The sequence below is a fragment of the Sphingobacterium sp. MYb388 genome (genome assembly GCF_037479535.1).
In the GTDB taxonomy this organism is placed as follows: Bacteria; Bacteroidota; Bacteroidia; order Sphingobacteriales; family Sphingobacteriaceae; genus Sphingobacterium; species Sphingobacterium anhuiense.
Map to the genome: position 1 here is coordinate 40,973 of NZ_JBBGYV010000002.1, position 12,484 is coordinate 53,456.

Below are 12,484 nucleotides of genomic sequence, written 5' to 3' on the forward strand. Positions count from 1 at the left end.
ATTATATTTAAATCATTTATTATGTACAATTTAATTGGAGCGGGTTTAATCGTTATCGGAGCAGGATTAGGTCTAGGTAAAATCGGTGGTTCAGCAATGGAAGCTATCGCACGTCAACCAGAAGCAGCATCTAAAATCCAAACTGCGATGATCATTATCGGAGCCTTATTAGAAGGTTTAGCTTTCGGTGCGTTATTATTAGGTAAATAATCACCCAATGAATTTAAAAGTATTATTTATGACGGTTGGTCATAAATAATACTTTCAATTAGACGAAATACAAAAAATATTATCATACATCAATGGAAAAATTAATAGAACAGTTTTCATTTGGTTTGTTTTTCTGGCAAGTCATCATCTTATTAATCATTATCTTTTTATTAGGTAAATTTGCTTGGAAACCTATCATCGCTGCTTTAGCAGAACGTGAACAAGGTATTTCTGATGCTTTGGAATCTGCTGAAAAAGCTAAATTAGAGATGGCGCGCTTAACCAATGAAAACGAATCCTTACTAAAGGAAGCTCGTGTAGAACGTGATCTTATCTTGAAAGAGGCTAAAGAAATGAAAGATAAGATTGTTGCTGAAGCAAAAAATGTAGCCCATACTGAAGGTGCTAAGATGATAGCTCAAGCATCAATTGAAATCAATGAGCAAAAAAACAAAGCAATGGCAGAAGTAAAGAATCAAGTTTCTACTTTGGCATTGGATATTGCTCGTAAAGTATTAAGCAAAGAATTTGAAGACCAAAATAAGCAAGAAACGTTAATTGCAGATTTGCTTAAAGACGTGAAAGTAAACTAATCGGTCATTCAAATTTTATCATTAAAGAAGTATGTCAGTATTTAAAGTAGCATCAAGATATGCGAAATCATTAATTGATTTGGCAAAAGAACAAGGTAGTTTGGACGCTATCAAAACGGATATGGATCAATTCATCGAGGTTTTGAAAGCTAATCCTGAGCTACGTGCAGTATTGTCTAATCCAATTATTAAATTGGACAAGAAAGTAAATATCTTAGAGGCATTATTTAAAGATAAAATCAATCCTGCTATTTTATCATTCTTCAAGATCATGATTGAAAAAGGTCGTGCTGAAGTGATCGAGGCTGCTGCTCATGAATTTGTTCGCGAGTACAATGAAGTAAAAGGAATTGTAAAAGCTACAGTGATATCTGCAGCACCACTTTCTGATACTAATTTATCAGAATTAAAAGCAACAATTGCAAATCAAGTTAATGCGCAGGTTTTGATTACAAATAAAGTTGATCAATCTTTGATCGGTGGGTTTGTAATCACGATTGGTGACAAACAATATGATGCAAGTATTGCAGGTAAATTAAATAGATTAGAAAGATATTTTGAAGGTCAACGCGTTTAGTGTTGATTTTAGCATTTAACAAAATCAAGAACCCCTTATAATAATAACAATGATAGAGGTAAGACCAGATGAGGTTTCGGCAGTTTTAAGAGAACAATTGTCGGGCTTTAAATCAGAAGCCGAACTAGAGGAAGTTGGTACCGTACTTAGTATTGGTGACGGTATTGCTCGTATTTACGGCTTAACTAAAGTTCAGTCCGGTGAATTGGTTGAATTTGATAACGGATTACAAGGTATCGTATTAAACTTAGAAGAAGACAACGTTGGTGTTGTACTTTTAGGTCCTTCAGACATCGTGAAAGAAGGTGATACTATTAAACGTACTAATCGTATTGCATCTATTAAAGTAGGTGAAGGTATGTGCGGACGTGTTGTAAATACATTAGGTCAGCCAATCGATGGTAAAGGACCTATTACAGGTGAGACATACGAAATGCCAATCGAGCGTAAAGCTCCAGGTGTATTGTTCCGTCAGCCAGTAACGGAGCCATTACAAACAGGTATCAAAGCGATCGATGCTATGATTCCAGTAGGTCGTGGACAACGTGAGCTAGTAATCGGTGACCGTCAGACAGGTAAGACTGCAGTATGTATCGATACAATCTTAAACCAAAAGGAATTTTATGATGCTGGTCAACCTGTATTCTGTATTTATGTTGCTATTGGTCAAAAGAACTCTACAGTTGCGAATATCGTTCGTACTTTAGAGGAACGTGGTGCGATGGCTTATACGGTTGTTGTTGCGGCTTCTGCTGCTGATCCAGCTCCATTACAATTTTACGCGCCAATGGCGGGTGCTGCTATCGGAGAATTCTTCCGTGATACAGGTCGTCCAGCATTGATCGTATATGATGATTTATCAAAACAAGCGGTAGCTTACCGTGAGGTTTCTTTATTATTGAAAAGACCTCCGGGACGTGAAGCATACCCAGGTGACGTTTTCTACTTACATAGCCGTTTATTAGAAAGAGCTGCGAAAATCAATGCTTCTGATGAGATTGCTAGAAATATGAATGATCTTCCTGAGTCTATCAAACACTTGGTAAAAGGTGGTGGTTCATTGACTGCTCTTCCAATTATTGAGACTCAAGCGGGTGACGTTTCTGCTTATATTCCTACAAACGTAATTTCAATTACTGATGGTCAGATTTTCTTGGAGTCTAACTTGTTTAACGCAGGTATCCGTCCAGCGATCAACGTAGGTATTTCTGTATCTCGTGTAGGGGGTAATGCTCAGATTAAGCCGATGAAGAAGGTAGCTGGTACATTGAAATTAGATCAGGCACAATACCGTGAGCTAGAAGCTTTCGCGAAATTTGGTTCTGATTTAGATGCAGCAACTAAAGGAGTTTTAGACAAAGGTATCCGTAACGTTGAGATTTTGAAGCAAGCTCAATACTCTCCGGTTTCTGTTGAAAAACAAGTAGCAATTATTTATGCAGGTACTAAAGGTTTATTCCGTTCAGTTCCAGTAAATAAGGTGAGAGAATTTGAAGAAGAATACTTAACGTTGTTAGAGCAACGTCATCCAGAAGTTTTAAATGCTTTTAAAGCAGGTAAATTCTCAGATGAGTTAACTTCAGTATTAGAAACAGTAGCTAAAGATTTAGCATCAAAATATTAATTAGATATGAGTATAGAGTATTGAGTATAGCGAGTTATACTCAATACACAGTACTCAATACTCAAATCTCAAATTAAATATGGCAAATTTAAAAGAAGTAAGAATCCGTATCGCATCGGTAACATCAACACAGCAGATTACTAAAGCGATGAAAATGGTATCTGCAGCGAAACTGAAACGCGCTACTAATGCAATTGTTCAATTGCGTCCGTATGCGAATAAACTTCGTGAAATTTTGGCAGATGTATCTGCAAGTGTAGAAGGAAGTAATTCTCCTTATACGGTAGATCGTGAACCAAATAAAGTGTTGATTATTGTTGTTTCTTCTAATAGAGGTTTGGCTGGTGCTTTTAATGCGAATGCAATCAAAACTGCAAATAATTTAGTTGCTGAAAAGTATGCTGATCAATTACGTAAAGGTGATGTAAGTATCATTACTGTAGGTAAGAAAGGATATGATTTCTATGCTAAAAAGCCTGCTTATAATATTATTGCCAATCATAGTGATTTATTCGGTGCTTTAAATTTTGAGAATACTTCAAAAATCACTGAATTTGTAATGGAACAATTCAAAGAAGGTAACTTTGACCGTGTAGAAGTGGTGTATAACCAATTCAGAAATGCAGCGGTACAAATCTTGACTTCGGAACAAATTTTACCATTACTTCCTACGGAAGATACCCTTTCTACTAAGGAAAAAACTGCTGAGGTTGATTATATTATCGAACCTTCGAAAGAGAAGATCATTGAGGAATTAATTCCTAAAGCTATTAAAATTCAATTGTATAAAGCTATTTTGGATTCTCATGCTTCTGAGCATGGTGCCCGTATGACTGCAATGGACAAAGCAACTGATAATGCTGGAGATTTGTTAAAAGCATTAAAGCTTTCGTACAACCAAGCACGTCAAGCTGCTATTACAACAGAATTAACAGAGATTGTTTCTGGTGCAGCGGCATTATCAAACGGATAATTAAGAGTAATATCAATATAAAAAAAGGCGATGAATTTATTTTCATCGCCTTTTTTATGCTTTACCTGATCATTTTTTCCCGCTCGTCATAAAGCCCGACTAACAAACTATTTCCTTTATTATCTACTCTAATCCCGCCGAACTTTGCTTGTTCATATTTTTTTGCATGCCCTTCTTGAAAAAAGAAGGATTCGGCACCTATATTTAAACTATGTCTATTAGACATCGTGTATTTGATCAAGAGTTCGTCTTTCTTTAGCGGTGTCGTATTGTTTTGCAAGCGAACCCCACTTGCTATACCTTTAGTATTTAATTTGACAACAACGTATCCACGTGGCGGCGCTTGAGCAGGCGTTATGCTGTCTGCTATACTATATCTTAAGCGCATGTAATCACCTTGCATAAGTGATCTTGGATCGACAGGTGCTAACTCCAAAAGAATCAGTTTACCATCTTTTAGAATTTTTTCCTTCTGCATGATCGTAAAAGTAAAATAAGCAATGATGGCCAATAAGTTTGCTGCTATGATCCAGTTTTTATATTTTTTCATTGTTGATTTTGTTTGAATTTATAACAAAGTAAATGGCTAAAAATAACAATCCGGAAATGATTAAAATTAATGACTTTACCAATAATGAAAAGTTTAGATTATAGTAAAAATGCCATAAGGAAAGGAGTAGGGAAATAAGACCAATTGACAGACCAATCCTATATTGATAATTAAAGCAAATTAAGATGAGTAGTATTGAACATGCGATACCGGGATTAATAACTGTTGAACCTAGCATCAGTATGAGAAGCGCATATGTAGGAAAAAGTACTTTGGATTTTGTGATCTCAAATTTACTTGTGATTTTATAAACCACCCATAAAGTTGCTAATGCATATAGTACTGATAATATATGTAATGCGAATGAGGTGTTATTTACTTGCTCGTTGGTCTCATAGTGTGATAGTATAATGAATGCTGTCGTGACTACGGTTGCAAGAATAAGCCCTAAGCGTAATGGATTATAGATTGTACTGATTAAATTTCGTTTGGATAGTACAGCTGCTTCATGTGATAAAAAATAGATCAATGCGATTATGAGAATAGCATTGATCAATGTAATGAATAATAGATTTTGATCATTGTGATTGATTAAAGCTATTATGGAATAAATGATGCAAAGTATATTTAACAAGGATAATAGATAGCGTTGTACAATTAATAGTGTACATAAGCTGATGATAAAACAGAGTATAAAAATGTAATTTAAATCATGGATATCGAAACCATATATGAGCATCCATCCTCCCACAATATAAAATGCAATACTTGCAGTATCAATGATAATGGCGTTATATTTTTTAATGCAGTATAGAGATAGAATAAGAAAGATGGAACCGCAAATGATTAAATTCAACTTATCGTTTAAGATGTTTAGTAAAAATAAGGCTCCTAAAAAACTTAAAACACTTAATATAACTCCAAGTATGGATAGTATTTTTATAGTCAGATTTGATCTGTTTTCCTCCAAATGTTGATACGCTGCCATTGTATCATTTATATTGATCTGAAAATTGGGCTCGTTGCCTTTGCTCAAAAGTTCTATTTTATTTAGTATTTCTTGTTTATTTTTCATTGGTCCATTTTCTTTGAAGATTTAACAATAATTTTATAATGGCTGTCACCGTTATTATCACAAAAAGACTGATGATGATCAAGACAAATTCATCTTCAAAGATTCTAATAAGCAGACAATTAGTGATAATTAAAATACTGAAAGCTATGGTTCCAATGAAAAATGTACTTTTTGTCTGTAAGGCATAATAGATACAGTAAGAGTAGCATGCTAGCGTACCAATAATTAATAATAATCCGTTTAGGAGTCTTGAGTCAAATATGAGGTAACACAAACCGATTGTTGAAATTGAAGTTACGATAAGCGTAAACGTATTTCTAAACCATAGTGGTATCTGGATTTTCCGATAATGATTTAGAGATAATAAGGCCGTTAACGCACTACCATTGATAAAGAATAGTAGTGTAGACATACTAACTGGGTCAAAACTATTTAGAACTTGATCGTTGAATAGGAAAATGGTTGTATTAATAAGAAGAATATGGAGAAGCAAAAGTGGATAAAATCGTGTTGCGATTACCCAAATCGTGATAAATATCGTCCAGGCAAGAAAAAAGTCATAGGCATTAGCTCCCGTTTGGTATATCTGTCCAAATACCGCAAATAATACACCGACTAACATGGAAGCAGCTGTCAATAATGTATTTTTATATACTTCATTTATTTTTAATAGAAGTGCACAAAGTACAGTTGCAGCTAGTAGAAGAAGTATAATTCCGATTTTAATGAATTTGTTTAAATCTGCCCAATTGAATGCAAAGAAAAATATAATGCCAGAGACAACAAACCCGATTCCTAATACAAGTAAGAATAAATCTAAGAATCGCTTCCAGTCTCTGGTATTTACGTACACATTTTCTTCTAAAAGATTTTCTATCTGTTCTCTTGAAAGATTACTATGCTTACTTGCAATCGATATGTCTTCACGATTTAGTTTTTCCATTACTAAATCTAACGAAAAATTGTGATAATTTTCTGGAATAGAATGGATCTGAAAAAGATTGAAGGTGGGAGATACTTCGGAATCTGATAGGCTATATGATGTTTTCCATAGGAGTTATTAACATTATGTTAATAACTCCTGTGGAAAACACTGTTTTAATTCTGAGGGCTAGCAGTAAATCTTAGTTTTTTTTAAAAAATTACCGTGTGTTTTCTACCAACGGATGAGGGCTGATCCCCATGTAAATCCTGCGCCAAAAGCAGCTAAACAAATAAGATCTCCTTCTTTAATTTTTCCAGCTTCCCATGCTTCACATAATGCAATTGGAACTGATGCCGCGGTTGTATTTCCATATTTTTGAATGTTATTAAATACTTGATCGTCATTTAGCTTCAATGTCTTCTGGATGAATTGCGAAATTCTAAGATTTGCTTGGTGGGGTACTAAGAGGGTAATATCTTGTGTTGTTAAATTATTTTTGGTTAGTGCTTCTCCTATTACCTCTGGAAATTTTACCACTGCTTTTTTAAATACTGTCTGACCGTCCATGACTGGAAATGCTGTTCCATTTTCTAGCATTTCTGCTGTCATTAACATTCCGCCAAGCTCTTGTTCCGGCCATTTTGGTTTTTCATCTAACCAGATCCCACCAGATGCACCAGGGTAATACATCGCTAACTTTTCAGCATCAGCACCGTCAGAATGTAAATGAGTACTTAGAATACCTTTACCTGCTTCATTTGTAGGTTGAAGAACAACAGCTCCGGCGCCATCTCCAAAGATTACGGACACACTTCTTCCGCGTGTTGAGTAATCAAGGGCAAAAGAATGTTTTTCAGAGCCAACGACAAGAATATTTTTGTACATCCCAGTTTTGATAAATTGGTCAGCGACAGATAATGCATAAATAAAACCTGAACATTGGTTTCGGATATCTAAAGCACCTACTTCTTTCATACCCATTTCCCGCTGTAGAAGTACGCCACAACCAGGGAAATAATAATCAGGCGAAAGCGTAGCAAAAATAATAAAATCAATTTCTTCGGCAGTCGTATTTGCGCGTTCAATCGCTATTTTTGATGCTTCAACAGCCATAGTGGTGGTTGTTTCACCAATTCTATCCGCATAACGACGCTCTTTAATACCTGTTCTTTCCTGAATCCATTCATCACTTGTATCCATGAAACGGGTTAAGTCTTGATTGGTGTAAACATTTTTTGGTACGTAGTATCCTATACCTGCAATTTTGGATTGAAACATATGATTGTATTTATGTTAAGTTCAAATTAAGTAAAATTACGTAATTTTTGAAAATTAAAGTACTTTTGTAGTATGAGTACAGAAACTGCACAAGAAACCTATTCCTTATCCGAAATTTTAGCTTCAGTTAAAGATTCCAATCGACTGATTTTGTGGAATGACGATATCAATACTTTTGACCATGTTATTTTTTGTATGATGCATCATTTGCAATATTCGGAACCTGAGTCTGAAAGAATTGCTTTTAAAGTGCATAATGATGGTAAATGTGCAGTCTTGGAGGGATCTTTGACTGAGATGGAGGTCTATAGAAAAATTCTAAAAGCAGAAGGTCTTACTGTATCTGTCGAGTAGATTTTTATTTCCGAGATAGGTCATTTTATTGAGTAATAAAGTGGTTACGAGTCGTTTTAGTTCAACAAAAAAATACATTTTTGTAGTATTACAGCTTATAACTTTATTATGTTCTCTAAAAATCAGACCCATTTCTTTACTTTTCTTATTACGTTTTTATTCTTTCCGATAATAGCTTTCGCTCAATCTGGTAAAGTATCTGCTACTCTTATTGATGAAAAAACTGGAACTCCAGTCAATTTTGCTAGTGCATCATTACTGACGGGTAGTGCTCAAGCTTATTTAAAGGGTACCCAATCTGATGAGAATGGCGTAGTCATTTTTCAAGATGTTCCAAATGGTACTTTTACGTTACGTGTTACTTATGTTGGCTATTCCGACTTCGTGAAAACAAATATTGTCGTATCAAATTCTTCCAATCTTAATCTCGGTAAATTAGTTTTAAAACCTTCTGGTGAATTGCTTAGTGAAGTTGTAATTGAAGGAAGAGCACCGGCGATGCAGATTGGAATCGATCGTAAGATTTTTAATGTTGGAGAAAGTTTGGTGAGTGCAGGTGGTACAGCCACCGATTTATTAGCAAATGTGCCAACTTTACAAGTCGATCAGGATGGGACGGTTAGTTTAAGAGGATCTAATGTTAAGATTTTGATTGATGGTAAAGAATCTGCAATGGCAGGTAATGATGTGACGGCCTTATTACAGAGTTTACCAGCTAATTCAATTGATAAAGTCGAAATTATCACCAATCCTTCTTCCAAATATGACGCTGAAGGACAGACTGGAATTGTGAACATTGTCTTGAAAAAAAATATCCGTACGGGATTGAATGGGGCTGTTAATACATCCGCGGGGTCTTATGATAACTATATGGCTGGATTGACGCTTAATTACAGAGATAAGAAGTTTAACTATTTTGGAAGTTATAATTTTAACCGCCGTAATATGGTGGGAAGTGGGAAGGTTGATAACACTTTTTTAGATAATAACAGCCGTATCTATAATGAATCTGAGTCTTCCCGTAAAGGAAACGGACATAATATTAAGGCAGGAGTTGACTATAATATAACGGATCGTACTACTTTGGGGCTTTCTGGTAATATGAGTATCCGTAATAGTGATCGTTCTGAAGATTTGAATTACCAATATTCTAATCATCCTAAACTTTCGGGGACTAGTAATCGTAATTCACGTCAATTTGAAGATGACTTTGCTTATGATTTAAATTTTGATTTTAGACATCAATTTAAGCGATCTGGAGAAGAGCTGACTGCGAATGCAAGTTATGGAAATGATAAAGAAGATGGAACAAATGATTTTTTACAGAACTTTAGTGGTCCCATACCTGCTGATGGTCGTAAAAATGTGACTTCTGAAAACGGAAAGGTGATTAATCTACAAGCTGATTATGTATTGCCATTTTCTGAGACGAGTAAGTTTGAAGCTGGATATAGAACGCAGATTAGAAAATCTTTTGATACGCAGTTTTCTGAAATCTTAGTTGATAGCCTTGGGCTTTATTTCCCCGATTATAAGATCAGTAATGATTTTGATTTTACGAGTTCGGTTCATGCTTTATATGTCAATTATCAGAATAAATTAAGTAAAAAAATTGGCTATCAATTGGGGTTACGTGGCGAGCAATTTGAATTAAAATCGACTTACTTTTCAAAAGATCCAGAAGTACTTGTCAAAGAAGAAAAAGCTAATCAAAATTTCTTTCGTCTATATCCCACTGTATTCTTAACGTATGATTTAGATGATAGTGGTGATAAGTTACAGTTGAGTTATTCAAGAAGGGTGCAACGTGCTCGCGGATGGCAAATCAATCCATTTCCAGATGTTACAGATAATATGAATAGCCGACAGGGTAATCCTAATTTGAAACCTGAAGATGTGCATGCTTTTGAGTTGAGTTATGCGAAAACTTATGGTAAAGTTAATTTGGTCAGTTCAGCATATTTTAATCATACCAGTGAAGTGATTCAACCTTACGTATTCTTTGTAGATTCGAATAGTGTGACTTATAGTAAATGGGAGAATTTAACAAGCCGTACTTTATCTGGTTTTGAATTTATTGCCAAAGTCAATGCAACAAAAGATTTTGATTTTACATTCAATCTGAACTTGATAAATATCAATTATAAAGCTAATGAGCTGTACCAGTTGCCAAGTAGGAAGGGATTTTCTTATAATTCTAATTTAACCATGAACTATAGGATGACACCAACATTTTCTGCACAGGTTAGAGGCGAATATAATTCTTCTCGTGTAATGGCTCAAGGAAAGATGAATGCGATGAAAGGTATAGATGTAGCTTTGAAAAAAGATGTCTTTAATAAGAAAGCTTCTGTTATGTTGAATGTCCGTGACGTATTCAATTCTAGAAAAATGGAAGGGTATACGGAAACGCCGCAGTTGATTTCTAATTTTGAAAGGCGTTGGATGAAAAGAATGGTTACTTTATCAGTTTCGTATCGATTCGGAGGTCAGGATTTAACAAAGTCTAAGAAAAGGGAGACTAATACAAATGAAATATCCGGAGAAGAATATTAAGATATATTCTTGATTCCGATGATTTTTTTTTAAATTTAATCCATATAAATACTAGATATGAAATTAAGAACAATCGTTTTAGCAGCTACTATGCTCGCGGGTACTGCAAGTGTTGGTACTACTGTCGCTCAACAGAAGAAAGAAGTCCCTGCATATAAGGTTTTGGATCTACCTAAGGTAGATTTGAAAAATTTTAACAAAAATAAACAAGGTGCATATGTCATTTTTGATGGTACTTCTTTAACAGGATGGCGTGGTTATGATAAAGCTGTATTGCCTAAAAAATGGATCATTGATGATGGTGCTATAAAATTTGACAGCAAGGCAAATGTTGGAAATAATGAAGGTGGAGATTTAATTTTTGCTCATGATTTCAAAAACTTTGAATTGGAACTGGAATGGAAAGTGGCAAAAGGAGCGAACTCTGGTATTTTCTTTTTAGCAAAGGAAATTGAAGGACAACCAATTTATATTTCCAGTCCTGAATGTCAAGTGCTGGATAATGAAAATCATCCTGACGCGAAGATGGGGGTTGATGGAAATCGTAAATCAACGTCGTTATATGATATGATCCCTGCGAAGCCTCAAAATGCTAAGCCTTATGGTGAATGGAATAAAGTGAAAATTGTTGTTAATAAAGGTAAAGTTGAACAGTGGCAGAATGACGTCAAAGTTGTTGAATATACACTATGGGATCAATCATGGATTGATCTATTACAAAAAAGTAAATTTAGTGAAGAAAAATGGCCTTTGGCTTACGAATTATTGAAGAATGTCGGTGGCAAAACTAAATCAGGCGTTATCGGATTTCAGGATCATGGTGATGACGTATGGTTCAAAAATATTACTGTGAAAAAATTGTAATTACCATAAAGCATAAAAAAGCGAGCTTGAAAATCAAGCTCGCTTTTTTTATGCTTTATGATTCTGTTATTTCATTCCTTTATTTTATAGAATGGACTGTAATTCTTTTAAATTACTGATCATATGTATTACATCTTGTGGTCTTTCACCTTGATTAGGATTAAAGAATATGGCATCCATGCCTACATTCATTGCTCCTCGAACATCTGCATCAATATTATCACCGATCATGATGGAATTTTCAATTTTTGCGTCGGCTTTATCTAATGCGAAATTGAATATTCTGGGATCAGGTTTGTTGACCCCAACCACTTCGGAAATAAAGATATTTTTAAAATATTTATTGAGATCACTTTTATCAAGCTTTACTTCGCAAGCTTCTTTGAATCCATTTGAAATCAAATGTAAGTTGTAATTTTTATACAGATATTGAAGCGTTTCATGTGCATGTGGAAATAAATTGGTTTTCTGTGGGCACATGCGTAAATATTCTATTTCAAAACTAGAGGGAAATAGGGACGGATCTACACCAAGTTGTGTAAATGTATCTGCAAAGCGGGCACGGCGTAATTCCGTTTTATCAATTTTACCATGATGATACAGATTCCATACGCGATGATTATTGACCGTATAGGTTTGGATAAATTGGGCAGAGCTTTCTTGCTGAAATAGCTGATCAAATTTGTAATGATAATATAGTTCGTCCAATGTCTCTTCTGCATTTTTATCAAAATCCCAAATGGTATGATCTAAATCGAAGAATATATCTTTTTTGTCTTGTTGAAACATAGTACAAATATAGCGTAATATGAACTAATGAAAGAAATAGGGGCTGTTCGATTTTCCTCTTAGTGTCATAAAGTCCAACACATTTTTTTATACCTCTGTTTATCGTTATTTTTGTT

General features: G+C 34.7%; 13 protein-coding genes. 8 read left to right on the forward strand and 5 right to left on the reverse strand.

Annotated elements, in window-relative coordinates:
• The first annotated feature begins 21 nt into the window (after positions 1 to 21).
• The 5 genes from atpE (at position 22) to atpG (ending at position 3,977) form a co-directional block, all read left to right on the forward strand.
• Positions 22 to 210, forward strand: coding sequence for an ATP synthase F0 subunit C (gene atpE / locus WH188_RS06100; protein ID WP_021188666.1), 189 nt, complete (start codon positions 22 to 24; stop codon positions 208 to 210).
• A gap of 92 nt (positions 211 to 302) precedes the next feature.
• Complete coding sequence (locus tag WH188_RS06105; RefSeq protein ID WP_021188667.1) at positions 303 to 803, forward strand: F0F1 ATP synthase subunit B; 501 nt, start codon at positions 303 to 305, stop codon at positions 801 to 803.
• Positions 804 to 834: 31 nt separating this feature from the next.
• The gene (locus WH188_RS06110) at positions 835 to 1,380 is read left to right on the forward strand and encodes a F0F1 ATP synthase subunit delta (RefSeq protein WP_021188668.1); all 546 of its coding nucleotides are present in this window, start codon (positions 835 to 837) and stop codon (positions 1,378 to 1,380) included.
• A gap of 49 nt (positions 1,381 to 1,429) precedes the next feature.
• Positions 1,430 to 3,004: a F0F1 ATP synthase subunit alpha gene (gene atpA, locus WH188_RS06115; RefSeq protein ID WP_021188669.1), complete on the forward strand. Its 1,575-nt coding sequence runs from the start codon at positions 1,430 to 1,432 to the stop codon at positions 3,002 to 3,004.
• Between the two features lie 79 nt (positions 3,005 to 3,083).
• Complete coding sequence (atpG, locus tag WH188_RS06120; protein ID WP_021188670.1) at positions 3,084 to 3,977, forward strand: ATP synthase F1 subunit gamma; 894 nt, start codon at positions 3,084 to 3,086, stop codon at positions 3,975 to 3,977.
• A gap of 61 nt (positions 3,978 to 4,038) precedes the next feature.
• On the opposite strand, the gene WH188_RS06125 is transcribed toward atpG, so the two are convergent.
• From WH188_RS06125 to WH188_RS06140, 4 genes are all read right to left on the reverse strand, one after another.
• On the reverse strand, positions 4,039 to 4,527 hold the full coding sequence (locus WH188_RS06125) for a GDYXXLXY domain-containing protein (protein ID WP_339423533.1): 489 nt from the start codon (positions 4,525 to 4,527) through the stop codon (positions 4,039 to 4,041).
• A complete protein-coding gene (locus tag WH188_RS06130; RefSeq protein ID WP_339423534.1) occupies positions 4,514 to 5,602 on the reverse strand; it encodes a DUF4401 domain-containing protein in 1,089 nt (362 codons plus the stop codon). Before WH188_RS06130 ends, WH188_RS06125 begins: the two co-directional genes overlap by 14 nt.
• On the reverse strand, positions 5,592 to 6,545 hold the full coding sequence (locus WH188_RS06135) for a DUF2157 domain-containing protein (RefSeq protein WP_339423535.1): 954 nt from the start codon (positions 6,543 to 6,545) through the stop codon (positions 5,592 to 5,594). Before WH188_RS06135 ends, WH188_RS06130 begins: the two co-directional genes overlap by 11 nt.
• Positions 6,546 to 6,758: 213 nt before the next feature.
• Positions 6,759 to 7,805, reverse strand: coding sequence for a 3-oxoacyl-ACP synthase III family protein (locus WH188_RS06140; protein ID WP_208701748.1), 1,047 nt, complete (start codon positions 7,803 to 7,805; stop codon positions 6,759 to 6,761).
• 72 nt (positions 7,806 to 7,877) lie between these two features.
• Between WH188_RS06140 and WH188_RS06145 the strand changes: the two genes are divergently transcribed.
• From WH188_RS06145 to WH188_RS06155, 3 genes are all read left to right on the forward strand, one after another.
• Positions 7,878 to 8,159 carry an ATP-dependent Clp protease adaptor ClpS gene (locus WH188_RS06145; protein ID WP_132770990.1) on the forward strand — a complete coding sequence of 94 codons (282 nt, stop codon included), beginning with the start codon at positions 7,878 to 7,880 and terminating at the stop codon, positions 8,157 to 8,159.
• 108 nt (positions 8,160 to 8,267) lie between these two features.
• Positions 8,268 to 10,715, forward strand: coding sequence for a TonB-dependent receptor domain-containing protein (locus WH188_RS06150; RefSeq protein WP_021189963.1), 2,448 nt, complete (start codon positions 8,268 to 8,270; stop codon positions 10,713 to 10,715).
• Between the two features lie 57 nt (positions 10,716 to 10,772).
• On the forward strand, positions 10,773 to 11,579 hold the full coding sequence (locus tag WH188_RS06155; RefSeq protein ID WP_339423536.1) for a 3-keto-disaccharide hydrolase: 807 nt from the start codon (positions 10,773 to 10,775) through the stop codon (positions 11,577 to 11,579).
• A gap of 84 nt (positions 11,580 to 11,663) precedes the next feature.
• Here the strand turns inward: WH188_RS06155 and WH188_RS06160 are convergent, their stop codons facing one another.
• A complete protein-coding gene (locus WH188_RS06160) occupies positions 11,664 to 12,368 on the reverse strand; it encodes a YjjG family noncanonical pyrimidine nucleotidase (protein ID WP_339423537.1) in 705 nt (234 codons plus the stop codon).
• Between the last annotated feature and the right edge of the window lie 116 nt (positions 12,369 to 12,484).

What these genes read in the sequence shown, in the direction of transcription:
- WH188_RS06145 (WP_132770990.1), top strand. Translation starts at nt 7,878, where the DNA reads ATGAGTACAGAAACTGCACAAGAAACCTATTCCTTATCCGAAATTTTA.
- WH188_RS06150 (WP_021189963.1), top strand. Translation starts at nt 8,268, where the DNA reads ATGTTCTCTAAAAATCAGACCCATTTCTTTACTTTTCTTATTACGTTT.
- WH188_RS06155 (WP_339423536.1), top strand. Translation starts at nt 10,773, where the DNA reads ATGAAATTAAGAACAATCGTTTTAGCAGCTACTATGCTCGCGGGTACT.
- atpG (WP_021188670.1), top strand. Translation starts at nt 3,084, where the DNA reads ATGGCAAATTTAAAAGAAGTAAGAATCCGTATCGCATCGGTAACATCA.
- atpE (WP_021188666.1), top strand. Translation starts at nt 22, where the DNA reads ATGTACAATTTAATTGGAGCGGGTTTAATCGTTATCGGAGCAGGATTA.
- WH188_RS06140 (WP_208701748.1), bottom strand. Translation starts at nt 7,805, where the DNA reads ATGTTTCAATCCAAAATTGCAGGTATAGGATACTACGTACCAAAAAAT.
- WH188_RS06135 (WP_339423535.1), bottom strand. Translation starts at nt 6,545, where the DNA reads ATGGAAAAACTAAATCGTGAAGACATATCGATTGCAAGTAAGCATAGT.
- WH188_RS06125 (WP_339423533.1), bottom strand. Translation starts at nt 4,527, where the DNA reads ATGAAAAAATATAAAAACTGGATCATAGCAGCAAACTTATTGGCCATC.
- WH188_RS06130 (WP_339423534.1), bottom strand. Translation starts at nt 5,602, where the DNA reads ATGAAAAATAAACAAGAAATACTAAATAAAATAGAACTTTTGAGCAAA.
- WH188_RS06105 (WP_021188667.1), top strand. Translation starts at nt 303, where the DNA reads ATGGAAAAATTAATAGAACAGTTTTCATTTGGTTTGTTTTTCTGGCAA.
- WH188_RS06160 (WP_339423537.1), bottom strand. Translation starts at nt 12,368, where the DNA reads ATGTTTCAACAAGACAAAAAAGATATATTCTTCGATTTAGATCATACC.
- WH188_RS06110 (WP_021188668.1), top strand. Translation starts at nt 835, where the DNA reads ATGTCAGTATTTAAAGTAGCATCAAGATATGCGAAATCATTAATTGAT.
- atpA (WP_021188669.1), top strand. Translation starts at nt 1,430, where the DNA reads ATGATAGAGGTAAGACCAGATGAGGTTTCGGCAGTTTTAAGAGAACAA.